This is a genomic window from Cellulosimicrobium marinum (assembly GCF_020551945.1).
GTDB lineage: Bacteria > Actinomycetota > Actinomycetes > Actinomycetales > Cellulomonadaceae > Cellulosimicrobium > Cellulosimicrobium marinum.
Genome location: NZ_JAJBZH010000004.1, coordinates 64873 through 83110 on the forward strand (window position 1 = coordinate 64873; position 18238 = coordinate 83110).

At 75.1% G+C, this 18238-nt stretch carries 17 protein-coding genes; 10 read left to right on the forward strand and 7 right to left on the reverse strand.

Annotation, left to right across the window (positions count from 1 at the left end):
* The first annotated feature begins 129 nt into the window (after positions 1-129).
* From groL to LGQ04_RS17740, 9 genes are all read left to right on the forward strand, one after another.
* Positions 130-1755, forward strand: coding sequence for a chaperonin GroEL (groL, locus tag LGQ04_RS10185; protein ID WP_229243593.1), 1626 nt, complete (start codon positions 130-132; stop codon positions 1753-1755).
* A gap of 165 nt (positions 1756-1920) precedes the next feature.
* Positions 1921-2223: an urease subunit gamma gene (locus tag LGQ04_RS10190; RefSeq protein ID WP_229243594.1), complete on the forward strand. Its 303-nt coding sequence runs from the start codon at positions 1921-1923 to the stop codon at positions 2221-2223.
* Between the two features lie 51 nt (positions 2224-2274).
* A complete protein-coding gene (gene ureB, locus LGQ04_RS10195) occupies positions 2275-2688 on the forward strand; it encodes an urease subunit beta (RefSeq protein ID WP_229243595.1) in 414 nt (137 codons plus the stop codon).
* Position 2689: 1 nt separating this feature from the next.
* Positions 2690-4408, forward strand: a complete 1719-nt coding sequence (locus LGQ04_RS10200) for an urease subunit alpha (RefSeq protein WP_229243596.1) — start codon at positions 2690-2692, stop codon at positions 4406-4408.
* Positions 4409-4416: 8 nt separating this feature from the next.
* Complete coding sequence (locus LGQ04_RS10205; RefSeq protein WP_229243597.1) at positions 4417-5229, forward strand: urease accessory UreF family protein; 813 nt, start codon at positions 4417-4419, stop codon at positions 5227-5229.
* On the forward strand, positions 5222-6037 hold the full coding sequence (ureG, locus tag LGQ04_RS10210; protein WP_372470044.1) for an urease accessory protein UreG: 816 nt from the start codon (positions 5222-5224) through the stop codon (positions 6035-6037). Before LGQ04_RS10205 ends, ureG begins: the two co-directional genes overlap by 8 nt.
* A gap of 13 nt (positions 6038-6050) precedes the next feature.
* A complete protein-coding gene (locus tag LGQ04_RS10215; protein ID WP_229243598.1) occupies positions 6051-6896 on the forward strand; it encodes an urease accessory protein UreD in 846 nt (281 codons plus the stop codon).
* A 1-nt stretch (position 6897) separates the two neighbouring features.
* On the forward strand, positions 6898-7881 hold the full coding sequence (locus LGQ04_RS10220) for an energy-coupling factor ABC transporter permease (protein WP_229243599.1): 984 nt from the start codon (positions 6898-6900) through the stop codon (positions 7879-7881).
* A 28-nt stretch (positions 7882-7909) separates the two neighbouring features.
* Positions 7910-11077: a hypothetical protein gene (locus tag LGQ04_RS17740; protein WP_229243600.1), complete on the forward strand. Its 3168-nt coding sequence runs from the start codon at positions 7910-7912 to the stop codon at positions 11075-11077.
* Positions 11078-11128: 51 nt separating this feature from the next.
* Here the strand turns inward: LGQ04_RS17740 and LGQ04_RS10230 are convergent, their stop codons facing one another.
* From LGQ04_RS10230 to LGQ04_RS10245, 4 genes are all read right to left on the reverse strand, one after another.
* A complete protein-coding gene (locus LGQ04_RS10230; RefSeq protein WP_229243601.1) occupies positions 11129-11422 on the reverse strand; it encodes a WXG100 family type VII secretion target in 294 nt (97 codons plus the stop codon).
* A 130-nt stretch (positions 11423-11552) separates the two neighbouring features.
* Complete coding sequence (locus tag LGQ04_RS10235) at positions 11553-12296, reverse strand: HD domain-containing protein (protein ID WP_229243602.1); 744 nt, start codon at positions 12294-12296, stop codon at positions 11553-11555.
* 208 nt (positions 12297-12504) lie between these two features.
* Positions 12505-14052 (reverse strand): sensor histidine kinase, encoded by a 1548-nt coding sequence (locus LGQ04_RS10240; RefSeq protein WP_229243603.1) that lies wholly within the window; start codon positions 14050-14052, stop codon positions 12505-12507.
* Positions 14049-14789 (reverse strand): response regulator transcription factor, encoded by a 741-nt coding sequence (locus tag LGQ04_RS10245; RefSeq protein WP_229243604.1) that lies wholly within the window; start codon positions 14787-14789, stop codon positions 14049-14051. Before LGQ04_RS10245 ends, LGQ04_RS10240 begins: the two co-directional genes overlap by 4 nt.
* Before the next feature lie 82 nt (positions 14790-14871).
* On the opposite strand from LGQ04_RS10245, the gene LGQ04_RS10250 reads away from it, so the two are divergent.
* A complete protein-coding gene (locus LGQ04_RS10250; RefSeq protein WP_229243605.1) occupies positions 14872-16101 on the forward strand; it encodes a winged helix DNA-binding domain-containing protein in 1230 nt (409 codons plus the stop codon).
* A gap of 66 nt (positions 16102-16167) precedes the next feature.
* On the opposite strand, the gene LGQ04_RS10255 is transcribed toward LGQ04_RS10250, so the two are convergent.
* The 3 genes from LGQ04_RS10255 to LGQ04_RS10265 are packed head-to-tail and all read right to left on the reverse strand — an operon-like array spanning position 16168 to position 18234.
* Entirely contained in the window at positions 16168-16761 is a 594-nt protein-coding gene (locus tag LGQ04_RS10255; RefSeq protein ID WP_229243606.1) for an NYN domain-containing protein, read from the reverse strand.
* A gap of 22 nt (positions 16762-16783) precedes the next feature.
* Positions 16784-17461 carry a class F sortase gene (locus LGQ04_RS10260; RefSeq protein ID WP_229243607.1) on the reverse strand — a complete coding sequence of 226 codons (678 nt, stop codon included), beginning with the start codon at positions 17459-17461 and terminating at the stop codon, positions 16784-16786.
* Complete coding sequence (locus LGQ04_RS10265) at positions 17461-18234, reverse strand: GVDTG sorting domain-containing protein (RefSeq protein WP_229243608.1); 774 nt, start codon at positions 18232-18234, stop codon at positions 17461-17463. Before LGQ04_RS10265 ends, LGQ04_RS10260 begins: the two co-directional genes overlap by 1 nt.
* Positions 18235-18238: the final 4 nt, after the last annotated feature.

Consider the following 18238-nt stretch of genomic DNA (forward strand, 5'->3'; position numbering starts at 1 on the left):
GCGGCGCAACCCACCAGGTCGACAGGTGAGGCCCGGCCCGGGCGGCGTGACAGGAACGCCGACCGGCGCGGGTCGTCCGTCGCGGGCGCCGGCCGACCGCCACACGCCACCAGCGGAGGATCATTCCCCATGGCCAAGATCATCGCGTTCGACGAGGAGGCTCGTCGGAGCATGGAGCGCGGGCTCAACCAGCTCGCGGACACCGTGAAGGTCACGCTCGGCCCCAAGGGCCGCAACGTCGTGCTCGACAAGAAGTGGGGCGCGCCGACGATCACGAACGACGGCGTCTCCATCGCCAAGGAGATCGAGCTCGAGGACCCGTACGAGAAGATCGGTGCGGAGCTCGTCAAGGAGGTCGCCAAGAAGACGGACGACGTCGCGGGTGACGGCACCACCACGGCGACCGTGCTCGCCCAGGCGCTCGTGCGCGAGGGCCTGCGCGTCGTCGCGGCCGGCGCCAACCCGATCGCCGTCAAGCGCGGCATCGAGAAGGCCGTCGACTCCGTGACGGAGCAGCTCCTCAACGCGGCCGTCGAGGTCGAGACGAAGGAGCAGATCGCCGCGACCGCCGCGATCTCCGCCGGCGACCCCGCGATCGGCGAGCTCATCGCCGAGGCCCTCGACAAGGTGGGCAAGGAGGGCGTCATCACGGTCGAGGAGTCGAACACGTTCGGCCTCGAGCTCGAGCTCACCGAGGGCATGCGCTTCGACAAGGGCTTCCTCGCCCGCTACTTCGAGACGGACCCCGAGCGCCAGGAGGCCGTGCTCGAGGACCCGTACGTCCTCATCGTCGAGTCCAAGATCTCGAACGTGAAGGACCTGCTCCCGGTCCTCGACCAGGTCATGAAGCAGGGGCGTTCGCTCCTCATCATCGCCGAGGACGTCGAGGGCGAGGCGCTCGCCACGCTCGTGCTCAACAAGATCCGTGGCACGTTCAAGTCCGTCGCCGTCAAGGCCCCGGGCTTCGGCGACCGCCGCAAGGCCATGCTGCAGGACATCGCGATCCTCACCGGCGGCCAGGTCATCACCGAGACGGTGGGCCTCAAGCTCGAGAACGCGACGCTGGACCTGCTCGGCCAGGCGCGCAAGGTCGTCGTCACGAAGGACGAGACCACGATCGTCGAGGGTGCGGGCGACGCGGACCTCATCGCGGGTCGCGTGAACCAGATCCGTGGCGAGATCGAGAAGTCGGACTCCGACTACGACCGCGAGAAGCTTCAGGAGCGCCTCGCGAAGCTCGCGGGCGGCGTGGCCGTCATCAAGGCGGGTGCCGCGACGGAGGTCGAGCTCAAGGAGCGCAAGCACCGCATCGAGGACGCGGTGCGCAACGCGAAGGCCGCCGTCGAGGAGGGCATCGTCGCCGGTGGTGGCGTCGCGCTCATCCAGGCCGGTGCCGTGGCGTTCGAGAAGCTCGAGCTCGACGGTGACGAGGCGACGGGTGCGCAGATCGTGCGCGCCGCGATCGACGCGCCGCTCAAGCAGATCGCGGTCAACGCGGGCCTCGAGGGCGGCGTCGTGGCGGAGAAGGTGCGCAACCTCCCGTCCGGCCAGGGCCTCAACGCGGCGACCGGCGAGTACGAGGACCTCCTCGCCGCCGGCGTGAACGACCCGGTCAAGGTCACGCGCTCCGCGCTGCAGAACGCCGCCTCCATCGCGGCGCTGTTCCTCACGACCGAGGCCGTCGTGGCCGACAAGCCGGAGAAGGCCGCGCCGGCGGGCGACCCGACCGGTGGCATGGGCGGCATGGACTTCTGATCCACGCCTGACCCCCACCTCCCGGTCCGTCCGGGAAGGTCGCAGGACATCGAGGGCCGTCGGCCGGGTTCGCCCGGTCGGCGGCCCTCGTCGTGCGCGGGGCGGCACACACGCGTATAACGCCGTGTATACGCGGCGGACATACGTGACGGGCAGGATCACCCCATGCACCTGACTCCTGGTGACACCGAGAAGCTGCTGCTCGCCGTCGCGGGCATGGTCGCCCGTGACCGGCACGAGCGCGGCGTGCTCCTCAACTACCCGGAGACGGTCGCGCTGCTCACGACGTGGGTGGTCGAGCGTGCGCGCGAGGGCGTGAGCGTGGCCGAGCTCATGGTCGCGGGGCGCGAGGTGCTGGGGCGCGACGAGGTCATGGACGGGGTCGCGGAGATGCTGCCCGACGTCCAGGTCGAGGCGACGTTCCCCGACGGGCGCAAGCTCGTCACCATCCACCAGCCGATCGCCTGACGGGCGACGGTCACGGCGGGCGAACCGGCGGGCGACGAGGACGGAGCGGCGATGGCGGGCATCAGCACGAGCGGGCCGGGGGCGGTGCGGCTCAAGCGGGGCGCGGAGGACGTGCCGCTGGTCCTCAACGCGGACCGGTCCGACGACGAGCGGCTCACCCTCGTCGTGACGAACACGGGGGACCGTCCGGTGCAGGTGGGGTCGCACCTGCACCTGCCGGACGCGAACGCGGCGCTCGACCTCGACCGCGCGGCGGCGCACGGCTTCCGGCTCGACATCCCGTCGGGGACGTCGCGGCGGTTCGAGCCCGGTGCGTCCGCGGAGGTGGAGGCGGTCGCGCTGCGGGGCCGACGCCGGGTGCCCGGCATCCAGCGCGGCAAGCCCGACGGCGGGGCGCTGGGGCCCGTGGGTGGCGACCCGGCGGCGTCGGGCACGGGGGCCGTGACGGGCGACGGGGAGGGCTGACGTGGTCACGATCTCCCGCGCGCGGTACGCGGCGCTGTACGGCCCGACGACGGGCGACCAGGTGCGCCTCGGCGACACCGACCTGTGGATCGAGGTCGAGGAGGACCGCACGTTCGGCGGCGAGGAGGCCGTGTTCGGGGGCGGCAAGTCGGTCCGCGAGTCGATGGCGCAGGGCACGACCACGCGCGCGGAGGGCGCGCCGGACACGGTCGTCACGAGCGCGCTCGTGCTGGACTGGTGGGGGATCGTCAAGGCGGACGTCGGGATCCGTGACGGGCGGATCGTCGCGCTCGGCCGCGCCGGCAACCCCGACGTGGCGGACGGGGTCCACCCGGACCTGCGCATCGGGCCGTCGACCGACGTCGTCTCGGGCGAGGGCAAGATCCTCACGGCGGGCGGCATCGACTCGCACGTGCACCTCATCTCCCCGTCCCAGGTGCACGAGGCGCTGGCGACGGGCATCACGACGGTCGCGGGCGGAGGCACCGGGCCGAGCGAGGGCACCAAGGCCACGACGGTCACGCCCGGCGCGTGGCACCTCGAGGCGATCCACCGCTCGCTCGACCGCCTGCCCGTCAACGTGCTGCTGCTCGGCAAGGGCAACACGGTGAGCGCGGAGGGGTTGCGCGAGCAGGCGATGGCGGGCGCGGGCGGCTACAAGGTGCACGAGGACTGGGGGTCCACGCCCGCGGCGATCGACGCGGCGCTGCGGGCCGCGGACGACTGGGGCCTGCAGGTCGCGCTGCACTCCGACTCGCTCAACGAGGCGGGCTTCGTCGAGTCGACGCTGCGCGCGATCGGCGGGCGGTCCATCCACGCGTTCCACGCCGAGGGGGCGGGTGGCGGGCACGCCCCCGACATCCTCACGGTCGCGAGCCACCCGAACGTCATCCCCGGCTCGACCAACCCGACCCTGCCGCACACCGTGAACACCGTCGCCGAGCACCTCGACATGCTCATGGTGTGCCACCACCTCAACCCCGCCGTCCCGGAGGACCTCGCGTTCGCCGAGTCGCGGATCCGCGGCACGACCATCGCGGCCGAGGACGTGCTCCACGACCTGGGTGCCATCTCCATCACGTCGTCCGACGCCCAGGCGATGGGGCGCATCGGCGAGGTCGTCACGCGCACGTGGCAGGTCGCCCACGTCATGAAGGCCCGGCGCGGCGCCGACCCGGGCGGCGCGCCCGGCCCTGCCCTCCCCGCGGACAACCTGCGCGCCCGCCGCTACGTCGCGAAGTACACGATCAACCCGGCGGTCGCGCACGGGATCGACGCGTACGTGGGGTCCGTGGAGCCGGGCAAGGTCGCGGACCTCGTGCTGTGGGAGCCGAAGCTGTTCGGCGTCCGGCCGAGCGTCGTCATGAAGGGCGGCGCGCTCGTGTGGGGAGCCCTCGGCGACCCCAACGCCTCCATCCCGTCGCCGCAGCCCGTGCTCATGCGACCGGCGCTCGCCGACGCCGTCGGCGCGGACGTGTCGATGTCGTTCGTCTCGCCCGCGGCGCTGGACGACGGCCTCGCCGAGCGCCTCGGGCTCGCCCGCCAGCTCCTGCCGGTCGCGGGCACGCGCGACGTCGGCAAGGCGCAGATGCGGCTCAACGACTACCTGCCGCGGATCGAGATCGACCCCGAGTCGTTCGCGATCGAGGTCGACGGCGAGCTCATCGTGCCGGCGCCCGCCGAGCGGCTTCCCCTCGCGCAGCTCTACTCGCTGTTCTGAGGCGCGCCGTGGACGACGGGGCGGCGCGTGCCGCGCAGGGGCGGGCCGAGCTGATGCTCGCGCTCCTCGCCGACGCGCGGCTGCCCACGGGCGGGCACACGCAGTCCGCGGGGCTGGAGCCCGCCCTGCGCGCCGGCATGCCGGCCGCCGCCGTGCCCGACTACGTCCGTGCGCGTCTCGCGACGGTGACCCGCGTCGAGGCGGCGACCGCGGTCGTCGCCCGGCACGCCGTCCTCGCGGCTGCGGCCGACCGTGCGCCCGACGGCGCGTGGTCCCCGGTCCCGACGGTGGCCGGGGCGCTCGTCGCGACGTGGTCCGCGTGGGCCGCGCGGACGCCGTCGGCGGCGCTGCGCGAGACGTCCCAGCGGCTCGGGCGCGGGTACCTGCGGCTCCTGCGCCGCCTGTGGGCGGGGGAGGCGGGCGTCGTCGCGCTCGACGCGGCGGTGCGCCACGTCGACGAGGGCGACCGGGCGGCGTCGGACGGTGACGGGCGTCGGGGCCGGGAGGGCCGCACGGCGCCGCCGCGGCCGGTCGTGCTGGGGGTGACCGCGGCGTGCGCGGGGCTCTCGGCCGTGCAGGTGGCGCGGCTCGTCGGCTACGAGGACGTGCAGACCGTCGCGGCCGCCACGCTCAAGCTCGCCCCCGTCGACCCCGTCGAGGCCACGGGGTGGGTCCTCGTCGCGCAGCCCGCGATCGACGCGCTCGCCCACGACGTCGCCCACCTCACCGACCCCCGCGCGATCCCCGCGCTCGGCGCACCGCTCGTCGAGCAGTGGGCCGAGACCCACGCCCGCACCACCGAGAGGCTGTTCAGTGCCTGACACCCACACCGACACCGACATCCACGCCCACGACCAGGCGCACCCCGCGTCGGCCCCCGCCCGCTCGCTGCGCCTCGGCGTCGCCGGACCCGTCGGCACGGGCAAGAGCTCGCTCATCGCGCTGCTGTGCCGCGAGCTCGGCGCGACGCTGCGGCTCGGCGTCATCACCAACGACATCTACACCGACGAGGACGCGCGGTTCCTGCGGTCCGCGGGCGTCCTCGACCCGGAGCGCATCCGCGCGGTCGAGACGGGCGCATGCCCGCACACCGCGATCCGCGACGACGTCACGGCGAACCTGCTCGCCGTCGAGGACCTGGAGGCGGACTTCGCGCCGCTCGACGTCGTGCTCGTCGAGTCCGGCGGCGACAACCTCACCGCCACGTTCTCGCCCGCGCTCGTCGACGCCCAGATCTTCGTGCTCGACGTCGCGGGTGGCGGCGACGTCGCACGCAAGGGCGGGCCGGGCATCGCCCGGGCCGACCTCCTCGTCGTCAACAAGACCGACCTCGCGCCGTACGTCGGCGTGGACGTCGAGCAGATGGTCGCCGACGCGACCGCCGCGCGCGACGGCGCACCCGTCCTCGCGCTCTCCCGCCTGGACCGCGCGTCCGTGGACGCGCTCACGGCGTGGCTGCACGGCCTGCTCGCCGCGCACCGCGCGGGCAGCCACGTGCCGCAGGACCCCGGACCCATGGCGCCGCACTTCCACGCGGACGAGGACGGCGGATACCTGCACACCCACGACGACGGGGGCGCCGCGCACGCGCACCCGCACGAGGACGCCCCGTCGGGCACGCAGGCCTGACGGGGGAGCGCGCATGGACGGGACGACGCACGTCGGGGTGACCCGGGCGGGAGGGCGCGTGCGGTGCGACCTGCGGCCGGGTGCGCTCAGCGCGCGCGTCCTGTCGACCGGGCCCGCGTCGGCACGCGTCGCCCTCGTCGCGACGCGGGCCCTGCTCCTCGGCGGCGACCACGTCCGGTTCGAGGTCCGGGTCGGGGCCGGGGTGGAGCTCGAGCTCGTCGACGTGAGCGGCACGGTCGCGTACACCGGGCGCGGGCGGGCGGCGTCGTGGGACGTGGACGCGGACGTGGCGGACGGCGGCCTGCTCGTCTGGGACGCCCTGCCCTTCGTCGTCGCGGAGGGGGCCGACGTCGAGCGGCGCACCACGGTCCGCCTCGGCGCCGACGCGGTGGCGCTCCTCCGCGAGACGCTCGTGCTCGGCCGGACGGGGGAGACGGGCGGGAGGCTGCGCGCGTCCACCCGTGTCGAGCGGCGGACCGGTGAGCCCGGCGCCCCGGCCGGGTCGGAACCCGCGTGGCCACCCGTGCGCGAGCTCTTCGTCGAGGACCTGGACCTCGGCCCGGACCGGGGCCTGCCCGGGATCCTCGGGCCGGCGCGCGTCGTCGACTCCGTCCTCCTCGCGGGGACACGCCCGCCGCCCCCGCACGCGGGAGCCGGACGCACCCCGCTGCGCCTCGACCTCGACGGGCCGGGCGCGGTCGCCCGGCACCTCGGCGCGAGCACGCACGACGCCGGCCTCGACGCCGTCGTCGCCACCTGGGCCACCGCCGCGCGGACCCGCCACCGGGCAGGTCCGCGCGACCCCGCGCCGTCGGCCACCCACGACCACCGCACCACCCTGCAGACGACAGGAGCCTGAGATGCACGTCCCCGACCACTTCCTCGACGACCCCACGTCCGCGACGACCGCCGTCGTCTCGCTCGCCGCCGTCGGCTACGCGGCGTACCGCGCGCGGGCCGACCTCACGCCCGGCCGCGTGGCGCTCGCGGCCGCGACCACCGGCCTCGTGTTCGCCGTCCAGATGCTCAACTACCCCGTCGCGGCGGGGACGAGCGGCCACCTCATGGGCGGCGCGCTCGCGGCGGCCCTCGTCGGCCCGTGGCTCGGCGTGCTGTCGGTGACGCTCGTGCTGGTGGTCCAGGCGCTCGTGTTCGCCGACGGCGGGCTCACCGCCCTCGGGACGAACGTGCTGCTCATGGCCGTCGTCGGCACCCTCGTCGGCTGGGTCGCGACGCGCGGCGTCCTGCGCCTGACCCGCGGGCGGTGGGCGCCCGCGGCGGCGGGCGCGGGGGCGCTGGCCAGCGTCCCGGCGTCCGCGCTCGTGTTCGCCGGGCTGTTCGCCGTCGGCGGCACGGTCGCGGTCCCGGTCGGCGTGCTCGTCGGGCAGATGCTGTCGGTGCACCTGGTCATCGGGCTCGGCGAGGCGCTCATCACGGCGGGCGTGGTCGCCCTCGTGCTGGCGGTCGCGCCCGGCGTCGCGGTCGTCGAGCGGTACGCCCGCACCGCCCGCTCGGTGCCCGACGCCGCGCCGTCGCCCGCCCCCGCCGCGGTGCGCCGCGCCGTCGTCACCCTGGGCGCCGGGGCGCTGCTCGCCGCGGTCGTCCTGTCGTCGTTCGCGGCGGCGACGCCCGACGGACTCGAGGCGACCGCCGAGGCCGTCGGGTTCGCGGGCGCCGCGCGCGACCACGCTTTCGCCGGCGCGCCGCTCGCCGACTACGGCGCGGTCGGTGGGCTCTTCGTCGGCGTCGTCGGTCTGCTCGGTGTGGGACTCGCCGTGGGAGCGACCCTCGCGCTGCTCGCGGGGCTCCGCGCGACGGGCCGGGAGGGCGCCGCGGCGTCCTGACCGCTCCCCGGGGGCCTACGCTGTCGCCGTGCACGACGACGTCACGCCTCGCCGCCCCTGGTACGCCGCCACGACCGCGGCCGTCCTGCTCGCGCTCGGCCTCGGGACGGCGGTCGGCCTCGGCGACGTCCTCGCGGTCGAGGCCACCCCGGCCGTCGCGGCGCCGGAGGAGCCCGCGGCGGCACCGCCGACCCCGGTGGTCGCGCCGCCCGGGGTGCTGGCCGTCGTCGTCCCGGACGGGGAGCGCGTCGCGCTCGCGGCGGACGCGCTCGTGGGGGCGCTCTCCGCCCGCGGTCAGGAGGCGACGGTGCGGGTCGCCCCCGAGGGGACGACGCCCGATGCCGGTCCCGCGCCCGGCGAGCTGACCGTGGTCCTGGGCGCGGACCTCGCGAGCGAGAACGCCGAGGCGTACCGCGTCACGGTCGACGGGCAGGGGTGGCGCGTCGACGCGGCCGGGCCGGCCGGGGCGGCGCGCGGGTTGTACGACGTCGCGGACCGCGTCCGTACGGGCCGTGACGCGCTGCCCGCGGCGCCGGGCGACTCCGGGGACGGCGTCGTGGTCGAGCCGGCGCTCGGGATGCGGCTCGTCGACAAGGGCGCCGTCGGCATCGAGCCCGACCCCGACGCGTGGCGGACCGGCGACCCGTACTCGCACAACGGCGGGTCGTTCGCCGACACGATCCTCTCGGCCGCGCCCTACGTCGACCCGGAGTCCCTGGCCGACGACGCGGCGGACCTCCGCGGCTACGTCGCCCACCAGCTCGCGCAGGGCTTCAACGGCGTCGTCGTCCCGGGGTTCCTCGAGTACGTGTCGTTCGCCGGGGTGGGCGACGGCACGCAGGTCTACGACGCCCAGGACGAGCACGCCCAGCGGGCTCGCGTCATGCAGGAGTCCTTCGGGCCGCTGTGGCAGGACGCCGACGACGTCGGCATGGACGTCTACCTCCAGACCGACATGCTCATGCTCACGACACCCCTGCAGGAGTACCTCGACGCGCGCGGCCTCGACACGGCCGACCCCGAGCTCTGGGACGTCTACGCGGCCGGTCTCGACGAGGTGTTCGACACGATGCCCGCGGTCGACGGCGTGATGATCCGCATCGGCGAGGCCGGGCGCATCTACGACCTGCCCGGCTGGGACTACTGGTCCGAGCTCGCCGTGACCGACGAGGAGTCGGTCCGCGCGATGCTCACGGCGTTCACCCGTGTCGCGGAGGAGCACGGCAAGGACGTGATCTTCCGCTCCTGGTCCGTGGGCGTCGGCGCCGTCGGCGACATGCACACCAACCCGGACTCCTACGAGGCCGTGCTCGCCGGTCTCGACTCGCCCGCTCTCGTCGTGTCGACCAAGCACGTCGCGGGCGACTTCTACTCGTGGCTCCCGCTCAACCCGACGCTCGACGTGGGCGACCAGCGCCGCATCGTCGAGCTGCAGTCGCGGCGCGAGTTCGAGGGCTTCGGCGCACTGCCCAACGACCTCGGCCCCGCGTACGCCGCGGCGCTCGCCCACTACCTGGAGGCGAACCCGCACGTCGAGGGCGTGTGGGCGTGGGCGCAGGACGGCGGCCCCTGGAAGGCCGGTCCGATGAGCCTGTACGGCAAGTCGGGCTTCTGGCAGCTCTACGACCTCAACACGTACGCCGCGGCGCGGCTCGCCCTCGACCCCACGGCTGACCCGGAGGAGGTCACCGCGTCGTGGGCGCGTGCCACGTTCTCCGACGACCCGCAGACCGTCGCAGCGATCGGCGAGGCGATGGCGCTCTCGCGCGACGCCGTGCGCGACGGCCTCTACATCGGGCCGTTCGCCCAGAACCAGGTGCGGGCGCTCGGGCTCGAGCCCCCGCCCATGATGTGGATCTTCGAGTGGGACATCCTCTCCGGCGACGCCGCCGCGCTGGACTCGATCTCGTCCATCGTCGGCCGCGGGAGCGCGGACGTCGACGCCGCGCTCGCGCAGGGGCACGACGCCGTCGCGACCGCCGAGCGCATGCGCGAGCTCGTCGTGGAGACCGACCCGTCGACCTGGCGCGACGCGGCTCTGCGCGAGGAGTTCGTCGCCGCGCTCGACTACGAGGTCGACCTGTTCACGGTGCTCGCCGACTACCGCGACGTCGTGCTCCAGCACGGGCGGTGGCTCGCGACCGGAGCGCCCGACGCCCGTGCCGCCTGGGCCGAGGCGCGCGAGGACTACGACGCGGCGCGCTCCCGTCACGTCGCCACGTACGGCGACGACCTGTCCCTGCCCGCGTACACCTTCACCGCGGCCGACCTCGGCGTGCAGCGGGCGGAGCGTGACCTGTCCGTCGCCTGGGTCGCGAGGGTCCTCGGCGTGCTGCTCGTCGCCGCGCTGCTCCTCGGTACGACGCCGGGCGGCCGGCTCCTCGCAGCGCTCGCCGTCCGGGCCCGTCGGCGCGACGCCCGACAGGACGCCGACGGCGTCACCACGTCCGTCCCCGGGGCGGTCGCGCTGCGTGCGCTGTGGCTCGGGGCGACGCGACCGTGGCGCGTCGCCCCGCTCGGCCCCGAGGTGACGCGGACCGACCGCGTGCTCGTCGTGGTGGTGCCCGTCGCGGCCCTCGTCCTCAGTCGGGTCGCCTACACGTGGGCCCTGTCCTGGGTCCACCTCGCGATCGTCCTCGGCGCGTGGCTGCTGTTCGTCGCCGTGCTGCGCGCGGGTACCGGGCGCGGCGGTGCGTTCGCGCTCGCCGGGGCCGTGGGCGGCGCCGCCGTCCTCCGGACGGTGCTGCTCCTCGGCGCGCTCGCGCCCACCGGGCCCGGCGGGTACTGGTACGGGCTCTGGGCGGAACCGGGTCCCCGCACGGTGTACGTGACTCTCGCCGTCGCCGGCTTCGCCTGGGTGGTCGTCGCGGCCTGGTTCGCGCTGCGGTCGCTCGGGGTCGGGCTTCTCGGCGCGACGGGCCGCACGCTCCTCGCCGTCGCGGCACCGCTCCTCGTCGGCGGGGTCGTCGTCATGGCGATCGGGCTCGAGACGACTCTCACCGCCTGGAACGACCAGATGATGGTGCTGCCCTGGGGCCTGTCGCGCATCCTCGGCCTGACGGTCCACCTGGGGATCCCCACGACGCTTCCGCTCGGCGTCGCCCTCGTGGGTGCCGTGCTCGGCGCGCTCGGAGGCGCCGCCTGGTGGCTCGGCGCACGGCGGCGCGGGAACCGGCTGAGCGACGCCGTGCGCTGAGCGCGGGCGGCGGAGCCGTGGCGCTCCGCCGCCCGCGCGGCCTCGGTGCGCTCAGCGCGTGACGAACAGGCGGGACGCCTGGGCCTCGGCGTCGGCGTAGGTCTGCGCGGCGGACCCGAGCGCCGCGGTGACGGCGTCGAGCGCCGCCTCGACCTGGACCTGCGTCGCCTGCCACTGCGTCATGACGCCCGTGAACGCCGTGGCCGCGCCGCCCCGCCAGGACGCCTGGAGGTCGGTGAGGTGGCGCATCATCGCGGCGACCTCGGTGCGGATCACCGTGACCGAACCGTTCACGGCCGCTCCGGCCTGCGCGACCCGTGCGCTGTCGACCTCGTACCTGCTCATCTCGTCCTCCTCCGTGCCCGGTGCGCGGGCGACGCGGTGCCGCCGGGGCACCCACCGGGGTGCGTGCGGACGAGGCTAGGACAGGCGTGCGCCCGACGACCCGTGCCCGGGTCGTCCCTGTGGACGACGCTCAGGCGGTGTGCACGCTCGGTGTGGTTGTGGACGGCGAGGACGCCTGCGCCAGCTTGATCTGCTCCTTGCGCAGGCGCTGGAGCTCCGCGTCGAGGTTCTGCCGCGCCGGCTCCTCCCACGCCGCGCCCAGCGGGCTCGAGAAGAGCGAGCGCCGGTCGAGGAGCTTCGTGAGGATCGCGATGCGGGCGCGCACGTAGTCCGCGGTCGGGATGTGCGCGTACTCGTCGCGCACGTCCTTGAGGTACTCCTTGTACCGCTGGGGCTCGGCCGCGAGCATCGCGAGGTCCGCGTCGCACAGGACCGCGCAGTCGAAGTCCGTCGGGTCGGGCGCGTGGCGCACGAGCGCGTTGACGAGGTGGGCGACCCGGCGCGCCGCGTCGGCGGGCACGCCGAGACGGGCGAGCTCGTCGAGGGCGAGCGCGGCGCTCGCCGTCTCGTCCTCGCCGCCCTTGTTCGCGTACGTGGCACGGCCCTTCGCGTCGAAGACGGCGCCGTGGTACCACGCGGCGAGCCGGACGAGGTCCGGGTCGTGGGTCTCCTGCCAGAGCTCGTCGACCCGTCCCAGGACGTCCGCGAGGTGGCGCAGGTTGTGGAAGTGGCGTCCCGGCTTGTCCCACCGGTCGAGCAGGGCCTGCCCGACGGCGCGGATCTCGTCGTCCGGGGCGGTCGCCCCGGCGCCGCGGACGCTGCGGACGAACGAGGAGAGGAACCACTGCGGTGCGTCGACGCTTGTGACGCCCATGAACTCAGCCTTCTTCGACGACGTGGGGGTGGCCGGCCGGTGCTCCCGGCCGGGAGGTCCGGCGTCGTCAGGCGGCCGGTCCCTCTGCTCCAGCCTAGGACGGTCCGCCCACGACGCCGCGCCATCGTAGCCGGACGCAGGTCGCTGTTCCGTCACAGAAGAGTCACGGAACGGTCGCGAACGGGCGACTCGCAGGTCGGCACGGGCCTCAGTCGGCCAGGGGGAGCTCCAGCCGGACCGTCAGCCCGCCGCCCTCGGTCGCGCGGACGGACACGTGACCGCGGTGGGCGCCGACGATCGCGGCGACGATGGCGAGCCCGAGACCCGACCCCCCGGACGCCCGGTTGCGGGACGAGTCCGCGCGGTAGAAGCGCTCGAACACGCGCCCCTCCTGGCCGGCGGGGATCCCCGGACCGTGGTCGCGCACCTCGAGCACCGCGGTCGGTGCCGGCCCGGGGCGGCCCGTTCCCGTCCCCGTTCCCGTCGCCGGGTCGGGGAGCGGCGGTGCCGCCACCGTTCCCAGGGCGATCTCCGCCGCGGTGCCGCTCGGCGTGTGGCGTGCGACGTTGCCGATGAGGTTCGCGAGGACCTGGCGCAGGCGGTCCTCGTCCCCGACGACGCGCACGGCGTCCGGGACCGGGGCGCCCGCTGCCAGACCGACCACCCGCACCTCGCGCGTCGGGTCCAGCGCGTGCAGGTCCTGCGCCGAGTCGCGCACCAGCGCCGCCAGGTCGACGGGCTCGCGGCGCAGCGGTCGGCCCTCGTCGAGCCGGGCGAGCGCGAGCAGGTCGTTGACGAGCGTGCCCATGCGCGTGGCCGAGTCCTCGATGCGGCCCATCGTGTCCTCGACCTTGTCGGGCGTGTCGAGCGCCCCCATCCGGTACAGCTCGCCATAGCCGCGGATCGTCGCGAGCGGGGTCCGCAGCTCGTGGCTCGCGTCCGAGACGAACGTCCGCATCCGCGCCTCCGACGCCTCCTGCGCCGCGAACGCCTCCTCGATCTGCGTGAGCATCGCGTTGAGCGACCCGGCGAGCGACCCGACCTCCGTCGTCGGGGGTGCGGGGCGCACGCGGCGCGCGAGGTCGCCCGCGGCGATGTCCGCCGCCGTCTCCTCGATCTCCCGCAGGGGCCGCAGCGCGCGCTGCACCGCGAGGTAGGCGACCGCACCGCCGATCAGCGCGATCCCCAGCGCGGAGAGCGCGAGCGTGCGACCGAGGACCTTGACCGTCTCGTGGATGCCGGTGAGCGGCAGGGCGACGAACACGGTGCCCACGACCTCGTCGTCCAGGAGGACGAACCGTGACACGACGCGCCACTGCGCCGGGTCGGTCCCGCCCGTGGAGGACACGGTGAAGGGCTGGCCGTCGAGGCGCTCGATCTCCTGGTCGGACAGCGCGGGGATGTCGGGCTCGCCGTAGAGCCGGACCGTCGAGGGCCAGCTCAGGGGGCTCTCGCCGCCCTGCAGGTCCCGCGCGAGCACGTAGTAGTCGCTCGGCAGCGCGCTGCGCGGGGTCTCCGGGCGGATCGTCGACCGCGCGACCGTGCTCGCCGACCGTTCGAGCTGGCCGTCCACCTGGTCGACGAGGTACCCCGACACGACCGTCGTCGTCGCGAGGGCGGCGATGCCGAGGCCCGCCGCGAGGAGCAGGACGATGATCGCGACGAGCCGCGCACGCAGCGGCACCCGCGCGAACCAGCTCCACCCCTCGGTGGGGACGGGCCGCCCGAAGGGGCGGGGCGTCGTCGGGCCCGTCACGCCGAGGCCGCGCCGGGCGGCTGCCGCAGCAGGTACCCGACGCCGCGCTTGGTGTGGATGAGCGGCGGCAGCGCGACGGGCGCGCCGTCCGGACCGGGGACGGTGAGGTTGTCGATCTTGCGGCGCAGGTAGGAGATGTACGACTCGACGATGTTCGCGTCGCCGCCCCAGTCGTACTGCCACACGTGGTCGAGGATCTGCGCCTTGGACAGCACGCGCCCGGCGTTGAGCATGAGGTACCGCAGGAGCTTGAACTCGGTCGGCGAGAGGTCGACGTCCTGGCCCGCGCGGCGCACCTCGTGCGAGTCCTCGTCGAGCTCCAGGTCGGCGAAGCGCAGCACGGCGTCGTCGACCGGCTCGGCGTGCGTGCGGCGCAGCACGGCGCGGATGCGCGCGACGACCTCCTCGAGGCTGAACGGCTTGGTCACGTAGTCGTCGCCGCCCACGGTCAGCCCGGTGATCTTGTCCCGCGTGTCGTCCTTCGCGGTGAGGAACACGACGGGGGTGTGCTGGCCCTTCTCGCGCAGGCGGCGCGTCACCGTGAACCCGTCCATGTCGGGGAGCATGACGTCCAGCACCACGAGGTCGGGCTCGACGTCGCGCACGAGCCGCAGCGCCCCCTGGCCGTCCGCCGCGGCGTGGACCTCGAACCCGGCGAAGCGCAGGGAGGTCGCGAGGAGCTCGCGGATGTTCGGCTCGTCGTCCACGACGACGAGGCGTGCCTCGGGGGTGCTCATGCTCCCAGTGTGCGCGCGACGACTGGGAGCCGCCTGGGAGCCTGCTCCACCGGCCGTGGGCGGCACGGGGCAGGATCGGTCCATGCGGATCACCGTCGCCCAGCGCCGTCGCCGGCTCGTCGCGCACCAGCTCGCCCTCGCCGTCGACCACCCGGGCCTGCCCGCCGCGCGGACCGCCGAGGACGTCGTGGACCGCCTGCTCGCGCTCCACGCCACCGACGCCCCGAGCGTCTACCTCTCCGTGCTCGCCCGTGCCCCCGGCCTCGTGCTCGACGACGTGCGCGACGCGCTCTTCGGGCGGCGCACCCTCGTCAAGGTGCTCGCGATGCGCCGCACGATGTTCGTCGTGCGCCGCGAGGTGGTGCCGGTGGTGCACGCGGCGGCGGGGGCCGCCGTCGGGCGCCGGCTGCGGGTACGCCTGCTCAAGGAGCTCGCGACCCTGCCGACGGACCCGCCCGTCGACGACGCCGAGGCGTTCCTCGCGGAGGCGGAGCGGCAGGTGCACGCGGCCCTCGCCGAGCACGGGCCGCTCGACGGCGCGAGCCTGTCCCGGGCGGCCCCGCTGCTGCGGACGGCGTTCCTGCCCACGACGGACAAGTCGTGGGACGTGCGGCGCACCGCGACGAGCCAGCTCCTGTCGATGCTCTCCGCGGAGGGGGTCGTCGTGCGCGGGGAGCCGCGCGGCTCGTGGTCGTCCAACCGGCACGAGTGGGCCCCGATGTCGGACTGGTTCCCCGGCGGCGTCCCCGAGCTCGACGAGCCGACGGCGCGCGCCGACCTCGCGCGGGCCTGGCTCGCCGTGTTCGGGCCGGCGACCGAGAAGGACCTGCAGTGGTGGACGGGCTGGAACCTGCGGGACACGCGCGCGGCGCTCGCGGCGCTCGACCTGCAGGACGTCGAGGTGGAGACGGGGCCGCCCGACGACCCGGCCCCGCTGCCCGGGGTGATGCTGCGCGGGACCGACCTGCCCGGCGCGCAGGACGTCGCGGTGGACGAGCACCTCGCCCTCCTGCCGTCGCTCGACCCGACGACGATGGGCTGGACCGCGCGCGACTGGTACCTGGGACCGCACCGTGGACAGGTCTTCGACACCATCGGCAACGCCGGGGCGACGGTCTGGTGGCAGGGGAGGATCGTCGGCGCCTGGACCGTGCGGCGCGGCGGCGAGCCCGCGTACCGCCTCCTGGAGGACGTCGGGGCGGACGCCGAGGCCGCGGTCGCCGCGGAGGCCGCGCGCATCGCGGGTCTCCTCGGCGGCGACGGGACGACGGCGTCGTTCCCCACGCCCCTGTACCGCGAGCTGCACGCCTGACCGTGGGTGCGGGGGATTCGTCGTCGCGAGGCGCTCCGGACGACGGATCCCCCGCACCCAGGGAGGTCAGAGGTAGCGCAGCGGGTCGAACTCGTCGAGCGGGATGATCCGCACGCGCGGCAGGACCGCCGTGAACGCGCCCGCGTGGTCCTCCAGGTCGAAGATCTCCAGGCCGCGCGTCGTCAGCTCCGACAGCCGCACGTTGACGAACTCGCGGAACGCGAGCACGCCCACCCGGCGGTCGGCGTCACCGAGCAGCGTCTCCACCTGCGGGAGGAAGTCGCCGTCGTGGCTCGCGAGGAGCACGTCGCCCGGGCGGTCCCGCAGCGCGTCGAGCGTGCGCTGGATGCCGATGTCCACGACCTTCTCGCTGCCCGACCCGGACAGCGGGATGGGCCGGTACCCCATCGCGAGCAGCGCCTGCACGAACGACATCGGCATCTGCCCCGACGACGCGTTGAGGAAGAACAGCGGCGTGACGTCCTGGCCCCACGCCTGGCGGGCGAAGTCGACGATCCGGTCCCAGCGCGGCCGTTCCTCCGGCGCGGGCCGGTGACCGAGGACGTTCATGCCGAGCGTCGCGTCGATGTTCTCCCCGTCGACGACGAGGTACGTGCGCCGCGGGGGCGTCAGGGCGGCGGCGCTCTGGGAGTCGGACATGGCGCCAGCCTAGCCGTGGCCGTCAGGCCAGACGGGCCGAGATGACCGTGTTGTCGGTGTAGTGGCCGGTCGCCGGGTCCACCGTCCCCCCGCACGTGATGAGGCGCAGCTCCGGTCCCGGCGTGTTCCCGTACACGGTGGCGGTGGGGAACTCGTCCTTGCGGAACTGCTCGACCGTCTCGACGACGAACGTCACCGACGACCCGTCGGCGCGGTCGACCGTCACCTCGTCGCCGGGGGAGAGGCGTGCGAGGTCGTGGAAGACCGACGGCCCGTTCTCGGTGTCCACGTGGCCCTCGATGACGGCCGGGCCGTCGGCACCCGGCCGCGGCGAGCCGTCGAACCACGCGGCACGGTCCACGTCCTCGCCCTGCGGGACCGCCATCGTGCCGTCGTCCTGCAGCCCGAGCGTGACGAGCGCGGAGTCGACGCCGATCGCGGGGACGCGCACGCGCGTGGGCGGCGGCTGCTCGGCCGGTGCGGTCGGCGTCGGCCCGGGGCGCACGGGCGCGGCCGCCCCGTCCCCGCGGTCCGGCGGAGGGGTCGAGGGGTCGGGGGTGGGCGCGGCGCCGGACGTCGTCCGCACCTGCGGCGGCGCGGGCTCCTGGCCGGCGACCCCGACCGCCACCGCCGCGCCCCCACCGAGGAGGAGCGCGACGGCGACGGCGGGGACGACGCCGCGCCGGACGTCGTGGCTCATCAGTCCTGCGCCGCCGCGCGACGACGGGTCAGCAGGAGGGCGCCGCCCGCGAGGAGCGCCGCCGCCCCGCCGGCGAGCAGACCCGCGTTCTCGACGCCGGCCGTCGAGCCGGAGCCGGTCTGGACGCCGCCCTGCGGCATCTCGGACATCTGCGAGACCGTCATGATCCCGCAGAGGGCCGGGTCGGTGGCCTCGGCGGGCAGCGACGGGTCGAGGTCGGACACGGTGTCGCCGTCGTAGGCGCCGCTGCCGTCGTGGTCGACGCCGTGCAGCACGACCGCGGCCTGCCCGCCGGCGACCGCGTCGGCGACCTCCTGCGAGACCTCGATCGAACCGCGCTCGTACATCAGCGCGCCGTCGGGCGCGGTGTCGAAGCGGTCGACGGCGAGGGCCGAGTCGGCCGACGTGTCGCCCTCGGTCGTGAGCGACACCTGGACGGACCCGTAGGCGGGGACGCCCTCGCTCGTCGTGAGCGTCCCGCTGCCGTCGGCGTCGTCGCTCGCCGCCGGGCACTCGTGACGGGCGTCCGGTGCGAAGTGGATGTGCGCGGCGTGCGGGCTGTCCGGCAGCAGGCCCGTCGCCTCGACCTCGACGTTCAGCGTCGTGCCGTCGATCCACACCATGGCGGTGCCGCCACCGTCGACGCCGTTGAGCGGGACGGGCGTGAGCTCGCCCTGCGTGGTGTCGGCGGCGGACGCCGGTGCCGCCACGGCCAGGGCTGCGGCGAGCGAGAGTGCGGGGACGCTCAGTGCGGTGCGTGCTCGGGTGCGCATAGGT